At 39.2% G+C, this 19320-nt stretch carries 17 protein-coding genes; 1 reads left to right on the top strand and 16 read right to left on the bottom strand.

All coding sequences use genetic code 11. The features are described 5' to 3' along the window. Window positions 1-69: 69 nt before the first annotated feature. The 12 genes from NPA36_RS07915 to NPA36_RS07860 form a co-directional block, all read right to left on the bottom strand. Window positions 70-1140, bottom strand: a complete 1071-nt coding sequence (locus tag NPA36_RS07915) for a glycosyltransferase family 4 protein (protein WP_256945584.1) — start codon at window positions 1138-1140, stop codon at window positions 70-72. 1 nt (window position 1141) lies between these two features. After that, entirely contained in the window at window positions 1142-2269 is a 1128-nt protein-coding gene (gene wecB / locus NPA36_RS07910) for a non-hydrolyzing UDP-N-acetylglucosamine 2-epimerase (RefSeq protein ID WP_256945583.1), read from the bottom strand. Between the two features lie 2 nt (window positions 2270-2271). Continuing rightward, window positions 2272-3384, bottom strand: coding sequence for a polysaccharide biosynthesis C-terminal domain-containing protein (locus NPA36_RS07905; RefSeq protein WP_256945582.1), 1113 nt, complete (start codon window positions 3382-3384; stop codon window positions 2272-2274). Next, window positions 3384-4406: a polysaccharide biosynthesis protein gene (locus NPA36_RS07900; RefSeq protein ID WP_256945581.1), complete on the bottom strand. Its 1023-nt coding sequence runs from the start codon at window positions 4404-4406 to the stop codon at window positions 3384-3386. The genes NPA36_RS07905 and NPA36_RS07900 overlap by 1 nt, the downstream gene beginning before the upstream one ends. 15 nt (window positions 4407-4421) lie before the next feature. After that, the gene (locus NPA36_RS07895; RefSeq protein WP_256945580.1) at window positions 4422-5612 is read right to left on the bottom strand and encodes a glycosyltransferase family 4 protein; all 1191 of its coding nucleotides are present in this window, start codon (window positions 5610-5612) and stop codon (window positions 4422-4424) included. A 45-nt stretch (window positions 5613-5657) separates the two neighbouring features. Then, complete coding sequence (locus NPA36_RS07890; RefSeq protein ID WP_256945579.1) at window positions 5658-6248, bottom strand: sugar transferase; 591 nt, start codon at window positions 6246-6248, stop codon at window positions 5658-5660. 10 nt (window positions 6249-6258) lie between these two features. Next, on the bottom strand, window positions 6259-8055 hold the full coding sequence (locus tag NPA36_RS07885; protein ID WP_275978143.1) for a nucleoside-diphosphate sugar epimerase/dehydratase: 1797 nt from the start codon (window positions 8053-8055) through the stop codon (window positions 6259-6261). Window positions 8056-8305: 250 nt separating this feature from the next. Further along, window positions 8306-9247 carry an LCP family glycopolymer transferase gene (locus tag NPA36_RS07880; RefSeq protein WP_256945578.1) on the bottom strand — a complete coding sequence of 314 codons (942 nt, stop codon included), beginning with the start codon at window positions 9245-9247 and terminating at the stop codon, window positions 8306-8308. 294 nt (window positions 9248-9541) lie between these two features. After that, entirely contained in the window at window positions 9542-10300 is a 759-nt protein-coding gene (locus NPA36_RS07875; RefSeq protein WP_256945577.1) for a LysM peptidoglycan-binding domain-containing protein, read from the bottom strand. 189 nt (window positions 10301-10489) lie between these two features. Further along, window positions 10490-10717 (bottom strand): DUF2922 domain-containing protein, encoded by a 228-nt coding sequence (locus NPA36_RS07870; protein WP_256945576.1) that lies wholly within the window; start codon window positions 10715-10717, stop codon window positions 10490-10492. A gap of 28 nt (window positions 10718-10745) precedes the next feature. Then, complete coding sequence (locus NPA36_RS07865) at window positions 10746-10958, bottom strand: hypothetical protein (RefSeq protein ID WP_256945575.1); 213 nt, start codon at window positions 10956-10958, stop codon at window positions 10746-10748. Between the two features lie 82 nt (window positions 10959-11040). After that, the gene (locus tag NPA36_RS07860) at window positions 11041-11580 is read right to left on the bottom strand and encodes a sigma-70 family RNA polymerase sigma factor (RefSeq protein WP_256945574.1); all 540 of its coding nucleotides are present in this window, start codon (window positions 11578-11580) and stop codon (window positions 11041-11043) included. A gap of 284 nt (window positions 11581-11864) precedes the next feature. On the opposite strand from NPA36_RS07860, the gene NPA36_RS07855 reads away from it, so the two are divergent. Beyond that, entirely contained in the window at window positions 11865-12677 is an 813-nt protein-coding gene (locus tag NPA36_RS07855) for a hypothetical protein (protein ID WP_256945573.1), read from the top strand. A 935-nt stretch (window positions 12678-13612) separates the two neighbouring features. On the opposite strand, the gene galE is transcribed toward NPA36_RS07855, so the two are convergent. The 4 genes from galE to NPA36_RS07835 all read right to left on the bottom strand — a co-directional run bounded on the left by galE (window position 13613) and on the right by NPA36_RS07835 (window position 19110). Next, window positions 13613-14629 carry a UDP-glucose 4-epimerase GalE gene (galE, locus tag NPA36_RS07850; RefSeq protein WP_256945621.1) on the bottom strand — a complete coding sequence of 339 codons (1017 nt, stop codon included), beginning with the start codon at window positions 14627-14629 and terminating at the stop codon, window positions 13613-13615. 31 nt (window positions 14630-14660) lie between these two features. Then, window positions 14661-15434, bottom strand: coding sequence for a type I methionyl aminopeptidase (map, locus tag NPA36_RS07845; RefSeq protein ID WP_256945572.1), 774 nt, complete (start codon window positions 15432-15434; stop codon window positions 14661-14663). Between the two features lie 137 nt (window positions 15435-15571). Further along, window positions 15572-17380, bottom strand: a complete 1809-nt coding sequence (locus NPA36_RS07840; protein WP_256945571.1) for an ABC transporter ATP-binding protein — start codon at window positions 17378-17380, stop codon at window positions 15572-15574. After that, window positions 17380-19110, bottom strand: coding sequence for an ABC transporter ATP-binding protein (locus NPA36_RS07835; protein ID WP_256945570.1), 1731 nt, complete (start codon window positions 19108-19110; stop codon window positions 17380-17382). The genes NPA36_RS07840 and NPA36_RS07835 overlap by 1 nt, the downstream gene beginning before the upstream one ends. Between the last annotated feature and the right edge of the window lie 210 nt (window positions 19111-19320).

Below are 19320 nucleotides of genomic sequence, written 5' to 3'. Positions count from 1 at the left end.
ATGATTTACCTATGAGAGATATAGCAGTTTCCAATAATTTTATATAGTAGAATACTACCTTAGGGCATATTATAGCACACTCTTAACTGCTTCATATTCAGAAAATAATTTTTCCATAACGCCTTCCAGAGTATAGTTACGTCTTACTTTATCAATATTCCAATCAGACATTTGTTGCCTATACTCCGAATCATCTAAATCATGTATTGCTTCAATTATCTTCTCACTATCTCCAACCGGAACAATTATTCCACCTTTATCTTCTAACATATCTACATTAGCACCAACGTTCGTTGTAATTATAGGCAATCCAGACGCCATCGCTTCCAATAAAGCCACCGAAAACCCCTCACTATAGGTAGGGAACAAAAAAAGGTGAGATCGTTTAAGTCTCTTTTGTACATCTCCCTTAGATAAGATACCCAATAACTTTACATTTTTAGGGAAATTTTCTTCATTTAAACTGGGCTGTTTTGGGCCCACTAGATTAAATATCCTATCAGGCATCGCCTCAGCAACTCTAATAATTTCATTAATTCCTTTACTCTCTTGAATATGTCCAACAAAGATTATTTCTTTAATCTTGCCAGAATCAACAAATAGATGATTTCTAATGGAGCTATTATCAATGAAATTCGGGATAATCTTACTTTCACAATCACTATTTACAAGTAAATATGTCTTAGAGTCATTATTAAGAACAAGTCGTCTATCTGCTAATTTTGTCATCTTTTTTAAAATCAATAGTTGTAAACGGCCGCTTATCTGGTCACTAATATTACAGTGATAATGTATAAATAGTTTAGTACTAGATTTTTTTACAACCAACGCACATAAGTAATCTCTGAAAAGGCCTAATTTACTACAGGATGTATTCAGATGTATAATGTCAGGTTTATATTCTCTTTCTATTTTTATTACCTGTCTAATTATCTGATACGTTCTTTTAATTTCATCCAAAATATTTCGTTTTGAATTAATAATTTTAGAGCGTTCACCAATAATAGCAGTATTAACTAATCTTATATCCATCTTTCTATTAGTGGCATAGTGAATATATTGCTCAGTCCATCTGGCTATCCCTCCGATTGGTGGCGGCAGAGGAGAAATCATCATAATGCGTAAATCACTATTTTTCATCTTAATATTTTCTCCAAACCGTACGATTCACATAATCCGTATAAGATAAAATAATTCTCAATACTTTTTCAGAAACATTTGGCATAGAGTAATCACTTACTTGTCTCAAAGTTGTTGGCGCTTGGCTTTCGAGAACTTCTAATCCTTGTAGAATTCTTTCTTTTTCAAGACCAACCATCATAACTGCCGCTTCTTCCATTGCTTCTGGTCTTTCATGTGCTTGACGAATATTCAAGGCTTTAAAGCCTAAAATTGATGCTTCTTCACTAATAGTACCACTATCGCTAAGTACCGCTTTAGAATGTACTTGTAAGGCATTATAGTCATTAAAGCCTAATGGTTTCATCAGTTGAACTAGTGGGTTAAAGGTGACACCTTTTACTTCAATCATATTACGCGTACGTGGGTGAGTGCTAACAATAATTGGTAATTGGTATTTATCAGCAATAGTATTCAAACTATCAACAAGGTTTAAAAAGTTTGTTTCCGAGTTAATGTTCTCATCTCTATGAGCTGACACTAGGAAATATTGGTTTGCTTTCAAATCTAAGCGTTCTAGAACATCAGAATTCGCTATGCTTTCTTGTCTAGTAGCAAGCACCTCAAACATAGGACTACCTGTTTTAATAATTCTATCTGCTGTCAAGCCTTCTCTTAACAGATATTCTCTAGCAATATCACTGTAAGTAAGATTAATATCTGCCGTATGGTCAACGATTTTCCTGTTAGTTTCTTCAGGAACTCGTTGGTCAAAGCATCTATTTCCCGCTTCCATATGGAATATTGGGATTTGTCTACGTTTTGCTGCAATGGCACATAGACAACTATTTGTGTCACCTAATACTAAAAATGCATCAGGATTTACTTGATCAAGAATTGGGTCAATTTTCACCAAAATATTCCCAATTGTTTCTACAGCGGTTCCTGTTGCTGCATTCAGAAAATAATCAGGTTTTTTTAGTTTAAAATCGTTAAAGAAAACTTCATTTAATTCATAGTCATAGTTTTGTCCTGTATGAACAAGAATATGTTCAATGGCGTCTGACTCATCTAGTTTGTTGATAACAGCAGAAAGTCGAATGATTTCTGGTCTTGTTCCTACAACAGTCATTACTTTTAACTTTTTCATTCTTATACCTCCAAAAAGTACGTATCTGGTCTATTTGGGTCAAAAGCTTCATTGGCCCACATAACCGTTACCATATCTGTATCCCCAGTGTTAACAATGGAATGGGTATATCCTACTGGGATATCAACAATCTCGATAGCCTCACCAGATACAGGATAGTCAATAATTTCTTCTTCGCCAATCTTTCTAAAACGAATGACACCCTGTCCTTGAACAACAACAAACTTTTCATTTTTTGTATGGTGCCAGTGTTGTCCCTTGGTAATTCCAGGTTTAGAGATGTTAACGGAAACTTGTCCACGATCCATAGTTTTAAATAACTCTGTGAAGGAACCACGGTGATCGACATTCATTTTAGCTGGATAAGCAAAGTCATTCTCTGGTAAAAAGCTTAGGTAGGTACTATATAATTTTTTGCTTAATTCGTCTTCCATATTAGGAATAAAATAAGTCACTCTTGAGTCTTTAAATGATTGGATAAGGTCTGCTACCTGACCAACTGTTGTTTGGTATTCTGTAGCTACGGAATAATAAGAACTATCATTTTTTACGTGTTGAGCGTTTAAAACATCTAAGAAAGATTCTACGACATCATCAATATAGACCAATCTCAATGGGGCTGCCGCATTGTTAATAGTTATCTCTTTTCCACGGGCAATGGAGTAGCAAAATGTAGCGACTGCACTATTGTAGTTAGGTCTTGACCATTTTCCAAAGACGTTGGGCAATCTAAAGATATAGGCTTCCACATCATTGTTTTGGCTATACTCAAGTAGACACTCTTCACCTGCTAGTTTACTCTTACCATAAAGATTATCTAGTTCAGCCTGGATAGATGAAGTAATCAAAATAGGTGCTTTATTACCAAAACTGGCTAACTTATCTAGCAACAAAGAAGTAAAACCAAAGTTGCCTTTCATAAACTCATCATCAGTTTCTGGTCTATTAATTCCAGCTAAATGATAGACAAAATGACACTCTGTACAGTAGTGACTTAACTCTTGGTCTGTCGTATCCATATCAACTTCAAAGATCGTATGCTCAGTCGTATTTCTTAATTCACTGATAAGGTTTTTTCCAATAAACCCTTTTGCTCCAGTAACTAGAATATTCATTAAGCATTCCCCCATTTAGCAAGTTCTTTCTTGATGTATGGTAAGGCTAGTAATTTCTCAGCCAATTCTTCTACTGTTAATTGTTCTGTATTGTCTGAATTGTATTCTTCTAAAGTGATGGCTTCAACGTTTCCTTCATCAAAGAATTTGCCATAGTTTAGATCACGTTTGTCTGAAGGGACTCTGTAGAAGTCTCCCATATCGATGGCATTTGCGGCTTCTTCTTTTGTTAGAAGAGATTCGTACATTTTTTCACCGTGTCTGATTCCGATATGTTGCACTTCTTCATTTGTATGAAAGATTGTTTGAATTGCTTGGATTAAGGTGTTGATATCACTTGCTGGCGCTTTTTGAACCATAATATCCCCTTGTTCCGCATTTTCAAATGCAAAGAGGACTAAATCAACAGCTTCTTCTAAACTCATCATGAAACGAGTCATGGTTCCTTCTGTTACGGTTAGAGGTTTCTTATTTTTTAATTGCTCAACAAATAGAGGAATAACACTCCCACGTGAAGCCATAACATTTCCATATCTGGTTCCACAAATTAATGTTTGTTCTGGATCTACATTTCTTGATTTTGCAACGAAAACTTTTTCCATCATCGCTTTTGAAGTTCCCATGGCATTAATTGGGTAAGCTGCTTTATCAGTAGACAAACAAACCACTTTTTTTACTTTGGCTTCAATAGCCGCTGTTAAGACATTATCTGTACCGATGACATTGGTTTTAACGGCTTCCATAGGGAAAAACTCACAGGACGGTACTTGTTTTAGCGCTGCCGCATGGAAAATATAGTCCACGCCATGCATTGCATTTCTCACACTATCCAAGTCTCTAACGTCACCAATAAAGAACTTAATCTTATCATTGGCATACTTCTTTCTCATATCATCTTGTTTCTTTTCATCACGAGAAAAGATACGAATTTCTTTTAGCGGGCTATCTAGGAAACGATCTAAAACTGCGTTGCCAAATGAACCTGTTCCACCTGTTATTAAAAGTACTTTGTCTGTAAACATAATTAATCCCCTTTATTATCTGTTTAAATACTCTTCTAGTTGATCTAATAATTTTGCTTTATCATAATTGTTTTGATAATACTCGTACGAATTCTTACCAAGTATTTCCAATTCTTCCCTTGTTAATTGTAAAAACTTGACAATGTTCTCTGCCAAAGCCTCAGCATCATCCGCATTGGAGACCAACCCAGCATTAGATTTTTCCACAATTTCTGCCACTTCACCATTTGCAGACACTAAGAGAGGCATTCCACACGCCATACATGATTGCAATTTTCCGGGTATTGTTTTCCCAACCATAGGGTCATCATTTAAACTAATAATCGCTACATCTACTTTAGCCATTTCATACTTAACTTGATCTACTGGAACTGGAGGTAAAATTTCAAAATACTCAGAAACTCTTTCCGTTTCAACTTGTTGCTCTAAGGATTGTTTTGCTCGTCCATCACCAATAATTTTAAACTGGAACATATAACCCCTTTCCTTAAGTAGCTTGGCCACTTTCGGATACAAGTGCATATTTTGAGCAACTCCAATATTCCCAGCAAATAAAATTGTAAATATTTCTGGTTTAGTTTTCGGTACAGGATAATAGGTTTCCTCGGCATATTGTGGCCAAATAGCCACATGGTTATCTGCATTCTGGTTGTATTTATTAACTGACTCTAAAAAACCTCCGGATGTTACTAGAATATACTGATAATGTCTATAGATATAAGAAACCATTCTTTCAATAAAAGAGATAATTCTTCTGTTTTCTAGTGAGGTGGTTGCAGTAACACTTTCAGGCCAAAGATCTAATACATAAAGGATATTTTTTACTTTTTTTCTTTTTGAATAAATTATTCCTGGCAAGGCCTGTGTTATTGGACTTAATCCATAAGTAAACACGTGGCTTGCCTTTTGTCTAGTAAATAGAGAATAGATACCAGCAGACACTATATAAGAAAAATAATTGAACATTAGTTGGATAGTTCTTTTCCCTCTAGGAACAATAGGTAACCGAACAACCTGGACCCCATTTATCATTTCTCGTCTTCGGTTAAATAATCCGTAGCCCTCAAAAAATGACCCTATTGGATAGTTAGGAATTCCAGTAACTACAGTAACCTCATATCCTCTCCTAACTAGCTCTTCACAAATGTCGTGTATACGAAATTGCTCGGGATAATAATATTGACAATACACCAGTATCTTATTCACACACTACACACCTTCTAAGAAAGTTCTTTTATCATTATACAAAAACTATTTTTGATTACTTCCTTCCTTTACGCCATCTGCTTTCATTATTGAAACTATTGTTCCAAAAAAACATTTGACATCAAAAAAGAAATTCATCTGTTGTTTATAATATCCATCTAGTTTTGCTTTAACAGGTATCTCTAGCTCATCTCTACCGTTAATTTGTGCCCATCCAGTTAATCCCGGTCTAATATCATTAGCACCATACTTATCTCTTTCTTCAATTAAATCATATTGATTCCACAAAGCTGGACGTGGACCAATGACTGACATGTCACCCTTCAAAATATTAAAAAGTTGCGGTAATTCATCTAGACTAGATTTCCTTAAAAAACCTCCGACACGAGTTATCGTGGATTTAGCTCCTTGAAGTTGGTGTGTGGGTACATCACCTGGTGTATCTTGATACATGGTTCTAAATTTGTAAATCTGAAAATGAGTTTTATCTTTTCCAACCCGCTTTTGTTTAAACAAAACTGGTCCTTTTGAATCTAGTTTAATCACAATCGCAGTGAGTAACATAAGTGGACTAAATATAATAATCGCTACAAACGACATGAAGATATCAATCATCCTTTTTATATACTGATACATGCTCTTCACCCTATTCCTTAGCAAATTCTATTAATTTATTTTTCAAAGTGAGCTTGTCATATGCAGACAAACTATCTATAAAGGAATCAACTGTTTCTCTAGGTATTTGTCTTACCTTACCAACAAATATTTTTTCATAGATTTGGTCTTCTTTTCGCTCGTCGTTGGTTAACAATTCTTCATAAAGCTTTTCACCAGGGCGAATTCCACTTTCAACAATGGCGATTTCATCCTCGGAAAATCCACTCAACATGATAACTTTTTTGGCCAAATCAACAATCTTGACTGGTTCTCCCATATCTAAAACGAAGACTTCCCCACCTTGCATTAGAGCTCCCGCCTGAATAATTAAACGGCTAGCCTCGGGAATAGTCATAAAGTACCGTGTCATTCTAAAATCTGTAACTGTAACAGGCCCACCTTTGGCGATTTGCTCTTTAAATAGAGGAACTACACTCCCACGGCTCCCTAAAACATTTCCAAAACGAACAGCAGAGAACTTAGTTTTCCCTTCTTCGTTCAAACCCGTCACAATCATTTCCGCGACACGTTTGGTTGCCCCCATGACATTTGGTGGGTTTACAGCTTTATCAGTGGAGACCATGACGAATTTTTCCACGCCATATTCTTTAGAAGCTTCCGCAATATTTCTTGTTCCCAAAATATTATTTTTAACAGCTTCATAAGGATTTTCTTCCATAAGCGGAACATGCTTGTGCGCTGCCGCATGGTAAACACGGTCCGGTCTATATTCTTTGATAATCGAGAAGATACGTTCTCTATCTTGGATATCAGCTATAACAGGGATAATTTTGATTTGATTGCCGTAAAGGAGGGTTAGTTCTTTATGAATGAGATAGATAGAGTTTTCTCCATGACCTAAAAGAATAATTTCTTTTGGTTGGAATTTGATTAATTGACGACAAAGTTCAGAACCTATAGAACCTCCAGCCCCTGTCACTAAAACTGTTTTGCCTTTTAGATTAGATACCATACTATCTTGGTTTAAAACGACTTCAACTCTGCCTAATAAATCGGCAATTTCTATCTCTCTAAGTCTACTTACAGATAATTTCCCTTGTAAGACTTCTTCATAACTAGGCATAATAGTAACTTTTACGTTAACTTGGTTACACAAATCAATGATGCGTTCGTAGTCTTGTGGCCGTAAAGACGGGATAGCAATAGTGACTTGATCGATTTCATGCTTTTTGACTAGAGTTGGAATATCTTCTTCTGTCCCAATTACTTTTTTTCCATCTATATATGTATTGGTTTTAAATGGATCTTTATCTACTAATCCTATAATACAAATATCTTGGGGGTTTTTTTCAACCATTCTAATAAATAACGTTCCACCTTGTCCTGCACCAACCACAAGCGTTCTCTTTTTTTGTTTAATCAGATTTTTATTACCACGAATACTATATTCATGATAAATTCTCCATAAAAGTCTTAATCCAATGCTTAATCCCACAGTAAAAATAAAACTAAGTAAAATAAATCGGTTGCTATAGCGGCTTATAAAAAATACAGAAAAAATATAAGTGGTAAAGAAGCTAATAAACAGAGCAACCCCCACTTTTGCATAAACTTTATAATCTGTAAACCGATTAATCACTGAGAATATTTTAAGATAATAGGCAATAAAGACATACATTATAGAGGCTAAAATTAATAATATTAAGTAATTTCCTCGGCTAATTTCAACATATCTTGATAAAAACACTATGGCAACCCATCCACCTATTGCAATACTTGATATATCAGCAACTATCAAAATAATTCTTTTTAAATTTCTAGACAAATTCTCCATCACCTTTATTTTTCTTTTTATATACATAAAAAATCCAGTTCTAATAATTCTTTATTATTGCACAAAACTTCTTTATTATTTCTGTAAAAACATAACGGTATCCACAACCATCACACTTTATTTTGTAACTAGCCTCTTTATGGTGATGTATTCGCTATACCGTTATGATTAATAAATATCTGACATTTAGCTATTTAAGTAACATTTAGAATGCATTATTATAACTTACATCTTTCTACTATCAGAGTTCTAATTCACTTCTTAATTGTTTAGTGACTTCTAAATATTGATTTTCATCTGGAATATTATAATAGATTCCATCAATGGTGGTGCCTTCACCCTTCAATTGTATTTGTTGAAGATTACCCAATGAACTACGATAATCAAAAAATAATCCTTGAATATCTTGGAATGTCAGATTGGTCTGCATATTATTTTGTAAGCTAGCTAAAATTTCACTATATTTCATAATACTCTCCAAACTAGCTACTTTATTAAGGATGGCTTGAATAACTAGACGATGACGTTCTTGACGTCCATAATCTGAGTCAGAGTAACGGTTCCTTACAAATGGTAAAACTGAATTATAATCTAGTTGAGTCGAAATCCCTTGTGTAAAAGAGTACCCATCTTGAGTAAATGTATTATTAGGTACGACTTCAACAGATCCTAAAGCAGCTATAATCTCTCTTAGACCCTGCATATTAACTTCCACATAATAGTCAATTGGTATATTGAGTAGATTCTGCACAGTATTAACTGACATAGCTACCCCACCGAAAGCATAGGCGTGATTAATCTTATCAACCGTTCCATTACCTATAATCTCACTTCTAGTATCTCTAGGGATACTGACTAAAGTTGATTTATTTTTATTGGGGTTAATTGTTAAAACCATCATAGCATCAGAACGTCCTTGCTCTGTTCGCCCTAAATCTCCCGTATCCACTCCTAAAAATAGAATTGATAAAGGTTTTTTAGTTTGTACATTTACCACTTCTGTCCTCACTTGCTCTGTTTCTATTGATTTATATATCTTTTTGGTTGTATCTCCTAAATCGCTATAAACTTTCCAAAAAAAAACTACAACTCCCATAGAAATAATACAAAACATGATCAAAAGTCGGAATAAACAACCCCTTTTCTTCTTTCTCTTAGCATTTACTCTGCTGATTTGAGACATTTTTCTCCTCCTACTTAGTCAATATGTTTCTATCTTTTTTTAATCATTACCTTAAATAGCATTAAAACAGAATTCATCTAATATATTCAATTGTACTAAAAACCAGTAGTATTTCAAGCTATTCTTTAAATGTATTCGCTTTAAGACTTGTTAATTCTGCAAAAATTTAAACTTCCTTAATTTTTTTCTACTTGTAGCTCTGTTTGGTTAGTGAACTGATCATAATCACTTTATTATACTAAAAAAAGCACCTTGTTACAAATGCAACAAGATACTTTCGGTGTTTTATGATAGCTATAGGGACAAGTCCAATACTTGACCTGGTTTGATGAGGTTTCCTTCTATTTTATTCTTATATTTTAGTTGGGTGACGGTTGTTTGGTAACGTTTAGCGATGCTCCACAGGGTATCGCCTTTTACGACGACGTGCACCTTGGCTTTATTCTGCTTGGTGAATTGGCAGGTGCAGGTTGCGCAGTGGGGCTTTGGGTTTGGGGTTATAGATGGTGGGCCTACTTCCAAGCCACGTTCCAAATCGCGGGCAAACTGCTGCATACTAATACCAAATGAAGCTAGGTAGGCGTCTGGGTCTGCATGATAAGTGCCTCCTAGGTATTTGGAAACCCAGCTATGGGTCTTAATGCCGGGGGAGTAGATACTGGCGCCACTATTGAGGGTTAAGGGGATTTTGGCTTCATTTGCTAGTTTTCTTAACAGCCAGATGTAGGCTCGGTAGTCTTTTTGGAATTGGGTTGCTTGATTGGTGCGGGCTAGTTCTACTTGGGCATAGCTATAGGGATTGGCAAAGCGCCCTGCTCCGTGTTGGATGTGTCCGGTTTTGGCAATCTGGATAATGCGTCCACCGCCGCCTACCCAGTGCGATACATAGACTCCGGTGCTTGCTGCCATGCGTTTCATGTAGGCTACTTCATTGTCCAAGGCCTTGGGTCCAACATTGTTGGAATTGCCTGATTCGTGGGCGATGATGAATTTTGGGGCTGGTAGGGGTTGTTGAAAGATGGGAAGTAGAGATTGTTCAATGGTGTAGGTCATGGGCTAGGCCTTTCTTTATTGGTAATAGCAGATTGGTTAGGTGTTGTGCTTAAACATTTGAGTCGCTAGAGTCTCTTGCAACTCAAATGTTTGTAAGCAGTCAGAAATTTTTGATGTCGTTTCATGATTGTCATTTTTAGTAAGGGGCTAGTGATTAGATAAGCCCTAGCCCTTACCTGTTGGAAAGCACTATTTCTTTGTTGTAAAGATTTGTTCTTCAGAACGTTCTACGTATTTAGCGGCGTATGGTGTTTGGTAGATTTCTACGTCATCTACTTGGAAGGCTTTTGTTGCGGCGATTTTTTCCATGGCTTGGCGGGCTGTCTCTTCGTCTAGGCCTTCTTTTGGGTTAGCGATGTTTAGGATTTTTGTTTTTCCTTGGCTTGATTTGAATAAGAATTGGGCTGTTTTTGGCATGATGTTTCCTCCTAGTTTTTATGGTCTATTAGTTGTCCAGCGTGTGGCGTTGGCGATTGACCACGATAGCGTGGCTGGCAGTTTGGTTGGTCAGGGCATTCATCCCTTCAACGATAGCCTTAACGGAATCAGCTGGTACTTGGTCCACTAGATTTCCTAGTGATTTATACTTTTTAATCTTTTCAGTTTCTGCATCTAAGTGGTAAAGTTCGATGCTTGCTTTTTCAAATGATGTTGACATGGTGTTTCCTCCTCAAGTGTTTTTGTAGTTGTCGACGTCTACACCTATAAGAACGTCAGAACTTCCTCATGTGTCCCACTGTTTAGAAAAAAACTTTTATTTTTTCTTGGATTCTTTTTCGTTGGCGGTAGAGGCGTTTGCGATCTATTTGCAAGTCCGCTGCGATTTGTTTGCGGCTCTTTTCTTCATCTAATAGGGCTAGAAAGACTTGCCATTCATGTGGGCTGAGTTTTCTTTGTATCTTGTCTAGTAGCTCCTTATATTCTAGGCTTTGGTAGTCGTGCTCGTGTTGTAGGTCTTGAGTATCTACGAGTACTTGGTCGCCGGTTATGACTTCTTTTTGCGAGATTTTGTTGGTTTTGCGGAAATGGTCTAGGCACATCCAACGTATGGATTTTTTGGCATAGTTGGCGAAGCGGTAACGGCTTGGTTCTTCAAAGGCGTCTTCCTTACTGGTCAGGTAGGCTTCTATTAAAAGGATTCGCCCATTTTGTAAGAGATCCTGATAGTCAGTGTGGTAGCTGGTTAGGTTCATGGTTTTTAAGGTGTGGTGAATTAAGGGCTCGTACTGCTCTAATAGTTTGTTTGTGGTCTCTTCTGATAGGTTTTTCCAATCTTGCATCTTCTTTTCCTTCTCGGTTGCGCTGTCCGAAAAGATACAAGGCCTTGCTCATTTGTTAGTTTAATAGCTGCAAATGGTTTTTTCAAAGTTGGAAAATGGTCATTTTTTATGTAAAAATTACTTGTTTTTATGCGAAATCTGTCTAATTATTATACTTAGAGTTGATTTGTTACTTTTTTATCATTTTCCTCTAGACAAAATTTCTATTATGGGATTTAATAAGGGTAGTAGTTATCGCATTATCGTTTTTACTACATATTTTTAAAAGGAAATGAGGTTATTTAGTGAACGTAGTCCGAAAAAAGAAAAAATTAGACTTATCTGATAAGTCGTTTGAATACTTAAGCGTTGAAGAGAGTCAATCTTCTGTTTGCCCACTGAATATTGATATTGATCGGCTGGATGTTGAGGCGCTATTGGCTAGGTCGAGTGAGTGTGAGCGGTATTTGATGGATAGGCAGACGCTTGCTTTGATCTCTATTCATGGTCTAGGAAGTCAGTTCTCTAGCTTGATTTTTGTTGCGAGTGGTCAGATCTTTAAGAGCAAAGAAACAACTAGCACCATACTTAGCCGGTTCGAAAAGCAGATGGGGTTGCCACGTCAGATAGTCTCCACCACTTATCAGCATTATCTTGGCAGGCATTACCGCTCCCCTTATGGCATTGGACAATTGCTCTTCTTTCCCAAGTCTTCTACCTCACATAGGCGGCATCATCATTGGTTTGCCTACCACCATTTGCTGCAGTATGACTATAGTCACAATCAGTTGTTGCTGCACTACCCTCATCAGCTGACTGTGACTTACGAGGGCAACAAGCGCGGTGCGACGCCTTACTTTACCTATCTTAAAAATATTATGGCCTTGAAATCAATGCTGGCGGAGCTTATGAAAACTTGGTTGGCCATGACGATTGAGACAAGTCCACATTCTCTGGGGCGTACCTTTCGACAGCCTGTTAATGATGAGGAATCAGTGGTCGATGGCATTGAGGAATTGTTTTCGACCTTGTCAGAAAAAATCCGCCATGAAGCACTAAAATCAGTCGCCGATGACCTAGGCTGGGAGTTGGAGGACTTGGAGAAAATGCAGGAGTGAGTTTTTGAGTGGGCTTTTTGTATTGGGGGCGGTGGTTGGGATTGGTCGATTATGAGAAAATAGAGCTGTTTAAGCTCTCTAACGAGGAATAAACTGCTTTTATTCCTCGTTAGATACTTGTTTTTGAGCTCTTTTCTCATAATTCTTCATTTTTTGAGCTCTTTTGCTCTTGATTCGACTAAATTTGGGGGGATTATGAGAAAAATAACCTGTTTTGGCTCTCCAACGAGGAATAAACTGCTTTTATTCCTCGTTAGGGACTTCTTTTTGAGCTCTTTTCTCATAATTTTTCATTTTCTGAGCTCTTTTGCTCTTGATTCGACTAAACTTGGGGGGATTATGAGAAAAATAACCTGTTTTGGCTCCCCAACGAGGAATAAACTACTTTTATTCCTCGTTAGGGACTTGTTTTTGAGCTCTTTTCTCATAATTCTTCATTTTTTGAGCTCTTTTGCTTTTGATTCGACTAAATTTGGGGGGGTTATGAGAAAAAGGACCTGTTTTGGCTCTCTAACGAGGAATAAACTGCTTTTATTCCTCGTTAAAGGATTGTTTTAAAGCTTTTTTCTCATAATTGAAAACATTTATCTCAAACCCTTCTCAATTTAAGCCCCTTTATGAAACTAAACAAAAAATCCCTATTACAACAAAAGAGTTTTGCGAAAATATTATCAGAAATAGCGGTGTAGAGCATAGCTGGCGTACAGTGGATATTTGGTGCTTTCGCCGATTACAGCCACGTAGACAGTTAAGCCAGTGAGACCTTGACTCACCTTGTTTATAAGGAACCACCGTTCTTATTTCTGATAAGATTCTCGCAAAACTTTTTTATAATTTCGAAATGGGTTTTACTCTTACCATCCTCGGTTTCTCACCAAAAAAGCCACACAAGTAAGCACTAAGCTCCTTGTGTGGCTTTCATCAATTTATTTTAACTATTTATTCTCATACCCATTCGGATTGGTTTTTTGCCATTTCCATGAGTCGCGGACCATATCGGCTAGATTTTTTTCAGCAGTCCAGCCTAGTTCAGTTGCGGCTTTTTCAGCATTGGCGTAGCATGATGCGATGTCGCCGGCTCTGCGTGGGCGGATGGCATAGGGTATCTCAACGCCATTTTCTCTTGAAAAGGTTTTGACGAGGTCTAGGACGCTGTAGCCAATCCCGGTGCCTAGGTTGAAGACTTTAGACCCTTTGTGTGCTTGATTATAGTTGACAGCCAGCACATGCCCTTTGGCTAGGTCGACCACGTGGATGTAATCCCGAACACCGGTGCCGTCTGGGGTATCATAGTCGTCGCCGAAGACACTTAGTTCCGGCAGCTTACCCACAGCCACTTGCGTAATGTAAGGCATGAGGTTGTTAGGGATGCCATTTGGCGCTTCACCGATGAGACCGGATTCGTGGGCACCGATTGGGTTGAAATAACGCAGGTTGGTGACCGACCACTCAGGATCAGCGTAGGCCACATCGTTAAGGATTTGCTCCAGCATGACTTTGGTGTAGCCGTAAGGATTGGTGGCTGAAGTTGGCATCTCCTCGGTAAATGGCACCGGGTTGTTCATACCGTAAACGGTGGCACTAGAACTGAAGACGATGTCCTTAACCTTGTGAGCCGTCATAACTTCCAGCAGTGCAATAGTGCCAGAAATATTGTTCTTATAGTACTCCAAGGGTTTTTCAACCGATTCACCCACTGCTTTAAAGGCCGCAAAATGGATAACCGACTGAATGTCGTTTTGGCTAAAGACCTTGTTCAAGAAATCCTTGTCCAAAACAGAGCCTGCATAAAATGGCACCTGAACTCCGGTAATCTTAGCGATCCGGTTCAAAACTTCTGGTGAGCTGTTAGAAAAGTCATCCACTATCACCACATCTAACCCTGCCTTAATTAGTTCAATACTGGTATGACTCCCGATATACCCTGCTCCACCTGTTACTAATATTGACACATTTACCACTCCTATCTTTTTGCTACAATTTTTATGCTAACACATCTTCTTGATGGTCCGCCTGCAAGGTCAAAATGCGTGGACCATCTTTGGTAATAGCTAAACTATGTTCAAATTGACAACTTAATCCGCCATCAAGGGTATGAGCTGTCCAGCCGTTGCTTTCCATCTCAGATTTCCATGTACCTGTGTTTACCATAGGCTCGATGGTGATGACCATGCCTTCTTTCAAACGGAGCCCCTTACCAGCTTGGCCGTAGTGAGGTACGGATGGGCTTTCGTGAATCGTTGGGCCAATGCCGTGGCCGATAAAGTCGCGCACAACGGACAAGCCTTGAGCTTCCACATAGGTCTGGATAGCATGCCCAATGTCCCCAATCCGGTTACCCACTTGTGCTTGTTGGATTCCCAAGTATAAAGCCTTTTTAGTCACTTCATACAAATGATCCAATTCAGGAGTGGATTCTCCTACAATATAAGACCAGCAGGAATCTGATAAGGCACCTTTCAGGTCCACACAGAAATCCACCTTGACCAAGTCTCCTGATTTAAGAGGCTGTTTGCGTGGAAATCCGTGACAGATTTCGTTATTGATGCTGGTACAAGTAGCGTATTTATAGCCTTCGTAGCCGATTTGTGGAGCACTTGCTCCGGCAGCTAGAATTTTTTTATGAACAAATTGATCGATTTCCCAAGTGGTGACACCTGGTTTGATAAAGTCTCTTAATTCTTGGTGAATCCCTGCTAGGATAGCACCGGATTCTTCCATAGCCTCAATTTCTCGGCTTGATTTTAGTGTAATCATAAGTTACTCGTCATTCCTTTATTTTGATTTCTGAAGCTTTCTTGGCTAGTATAGCATATTTTTATCTTTCTTGGGGCAGCTTTACGATTTCTAAAGAAAATCCACCAAGCTCACTGGCTTGATGGATCTCATTTGGTCTAGTCGAGTTCGATTTGACCGGTATAGAGTTTGTAGTAGATGCCTTTTTTCTCCATCAGTGATTCGTGGTCGCCACGTTCGATAATCTCGCCGTGGTCCATCACCATAATCACGTCCGAGTTACGAATAGTCGATAGGCGGTGGGCAATAACAAATGAGGTCCGTCCCTGCATCAACTGGTCCATGCCTCGGCTAATCAGTAGCTCGGTATGGCTATCGATAGAGCTGGTGGCTTCATCCAAGATAAGCACTTTTGGATTAGCAACAGCAGCACGGGCAATAGCCAAGAGCTGGCGCTGTCCTTGTGACAAGCCATCTCCGTCACCGGTAATCTCCGTTTGGTAGCCATGAGGTAGTCGCTTGATGAAACTGTGTGCATTGGCCAATTTGGCTGCTTGAATCACGGAGTCATCACTGGCGTCTAGTCGGCCATAGCGAATATTATCGGCAATTGTCCCAGTAAAGAGATGCGTATCTTGTAGCACAATAGAAATGGTTTTGCGTAGGTCATCTTTTTTGATGCGAGTAATTGGAATTTCGTCAAAGGTGATGACCCCGTCGTTGATTTCGTAGAAGCGGTTGATTAGGTTGGTGATGGTTGTTTTTCCGGCACCGGTTGCTCCAACGAAGGCCACTTTTAGACCAGGTTCTGCCCAGACGTTAATGTCTTTTAGGATTGGCACATCAGGTACATAGCCGAAGTCTACATGTTTCAGCTGGATATTACCGATAACTGGAATGCGGCTGTCACCGTCCACCCAAACCCAATGCTCTGGGTCACTTTGGTCAAGGACAACGGTTCCTTCGTCAATCTCTTTAGGCTCTTTAAGGATAGCAAAAATCCGCTCAGCCCCTGCCATAGCGGCTAGAAGGACGTTGGTTTGTTGCGACATTTGCGCTAAGGGTTGTCCAAAGGTTCTGGAGTATTGTAGGAATGAGGCTAAGGCCCCTACGTCCATGCTGCCTAAGACGACTAAGTAGCCCCCTGCTGCTGCGGTTAAGGCATAGTTAACATAAGAAATGTTGCCTAAGATTGGGAACATGATGTTGGAGAAAAACTGTGCATTGTTGGCAGTTTCTTTTAAATCATCATTCAATTCGCCAAATTCTTTGAGCACACGCTCTTCATGGTTAAAGACTTTAACGACTTTTTGCCCTTCGATATGTTCTTCGACATAGGCATTGACTTGTCCTAGGCTCTTTTGTTGTTTGGAAAAGAAGGCTGCCGATTTACCACCGATGACTTTAACGATATAGGTCATTATGGCCACCATGATAATCAGGATAACGGTCAAGATTGGGGAAAGGATAACCATCATGACAAAGGTCAAGACCAACTGCAAGGTTGACGTGATAATCATAGAAAAGCTGTTGTTGAAGGCGTTTTGAATGCTATCAAAATCGTTGGTAAAGCGAGACATAAGGTCCCCGTGCGTATTGGTGTCAAAGAAGCGAACAGGTAGGTCTTGAATGTGGTCAAACAAATCCTTACGCATGACTTCGATGGTCTTTTGGCCTACGGTAATCATAATGCGAGAGGCCAGATAAGAAGCGATAGTTCCTAAAATATAAATTAAGGCAATCACCATCAGCATACGGCCCAAACCAGCTATATCCTTGGTTTCAATAAAATCATTGATTAAAGGACGGATAAAGTAGGTTCCGGCAATTCCGGCAGCTGAAGAGATGATTAGGGCGATAACGACAACGAAAAGGCTCCATTTGCTCTTCCATAGGTAGCCCATCAAATCAGATAGGGTTTGGCGCATATTTTGGGGGCGGCGGGTGTAATTTGTTGGTCTTCTCATTATTCTTCCGCTCCTTCCATTTGCGTTTGGTGAATTTCTTGATAGAGTGCATTGCTTTCAATAAGGGTTTCGTGAGTTCCGATACCATCGATGCGGCCATCATCCAAGACCAAAATCTTGTCTGCACCTTGGATAGAAGAAATCCGTTGGGCGATAATGATAACCGTTGTTTCTGGCATGTGATTGAAGAAGGCTTCGCGGATTCGTGAGTCCGTTGTGGTATCCACGGCTGAAGTGGAGTCGTCTAAGATGAGAACTTTTGGATTGCGGACCATGGCCCTGGCAATACATAGACGTTGTTTTTGTCCACCAGAGAAGTTGCCACCACCTTGTTCAATCTTGCTGTCCAAGCCATCTGGCAATTCCATGATGAAATCATAGGCTTGGGCATATTTTGCGGCTTGAATTAGTTCTTCGTCAGTGGCATCTTCATTTCCCCATAGGAGGTTTTCACGGATGGTTCCTGAGAAGAGGGTATTTTTTTGTAGTACCATGGATACATTGTGGCGTAATTCTTTAAAGGTGTAGTCTTTTACATTGCGGTCACCCACTAAAACGGCACCTTTTGTCGTGTCATAGAGTCGTGGAATCAGCTGAACGAGCGAGGTTTTCCCTGACCCGGTTGGCCCAATAATTCCTAGCACCTGTCCAGAGTCGATGCTGAAGTTGATGTCTCTGAGCACTTCTTCTGTTTGGTCTTTTCCATATGAGAAATGGACGTTTTCAAAGCGCACATCTCCATTTGCTACGGTTAGTGGTGTTGGGGAGATTGGTTCGGTGATGTCGGTTTTAGTGTCCATGACTTCAAAAATCCGTTCCATAGAGGCTTTGGTCATGGTTAGCATGATGAAAACGAAGGAAATCATCATGAGGGACATAAGAATTTGAGTAATATAGGATAGGAAACTGATTAACTCACCGGTTGTCATGCCGCCACCGATGACTAAGTTCCCACCAAACCACATAACAGCGATGGTTACCGAGTAGATGGTTAACTGCATCATTGGGTTGTTGAGGATGATAACATACATGGCGTTGAGGGCACGTTCTCTAAAGTTGCGGTTTTCCTTGGCGAACTTTTGGCGCTCATAATCTTCACGAACGAAGGATTTGACCACGCGAACCCCGATAAAGTTCTCTTGCAGGGTACGGTTGATGCGGTCGGTCGCTTCTTGCATCTTGTGGAAACGTGGAAATGCAGTGGTGATAATAAGGGCTAGTGCTAAGGCAAGAATCGGTATAGCAACCATAAAGGTTAAGGAAATTTGTGCGTTAATTCTAAACGCAAAGAATACCGCAAAAATCATCATCATTGGCGCCCGAGCCAAAATTCTCATGGTCATAATAGCTGTGTTTTGAACATTGGTGATGTCACTAGTCATCCGCGTAATCAATGACGCGTTAGAAAAATGATCAATGTTTTGGAAGGAGAATTGTTGAATCTTTTCCATTTCGGCATAGCGGAGTTCGGTAGCTACACCTGTTCCGGCAATGGCCGCAAACTTGGCACCGGCTACCCCGGCAGCTAGGGATACTAGCGAAATGCCCACCATGATGAGGCCTTGTTGGGCAATGAAGCCCACGTCTTTATTGGGGATTCCCTTGTCAATAATTTCTAGCATGATGACAGGTTGCGCAACTTCACATAAAACTTCAATCATGATGGTGAAGAAGGCTAGAAAGGGGTATCGCTTATACTTAGAAAAGTATGGCAATAGTTGTTTTATCATCTGTTTCACTCCTTTTTTTGGTTTTTGGTGGTCTTGGATTTGGGCAGAATCCCTTATTCCATAATTAAGCTATTTTACCAATAATAGGCTGTTTTTTCAATTTTCTTGTCCCAACTGAGTGCATGATTTTAAAACACAAAAGAGTTTGCAGAACAGTTATCCGACATCACGGTGCAGAAGCATAGCTGACGTATAGTAGTTGTTTTGGCT

Origin of the sequence: Granulicatella seriolae, assembly GCF_024543085.1 — a bacterium.
Taxonomy (GTDB): Bacteria; Bacillota; Bacilli; order Lactobacillales; family Aerococcaceae; genus Granulicatella; species Granulicatella seriolae.
The sequence above is the reverse complement of the archived record's forward strand: the minus strand, read 5'-3'. Positions and strand labels throughout refer to the sequence as shown.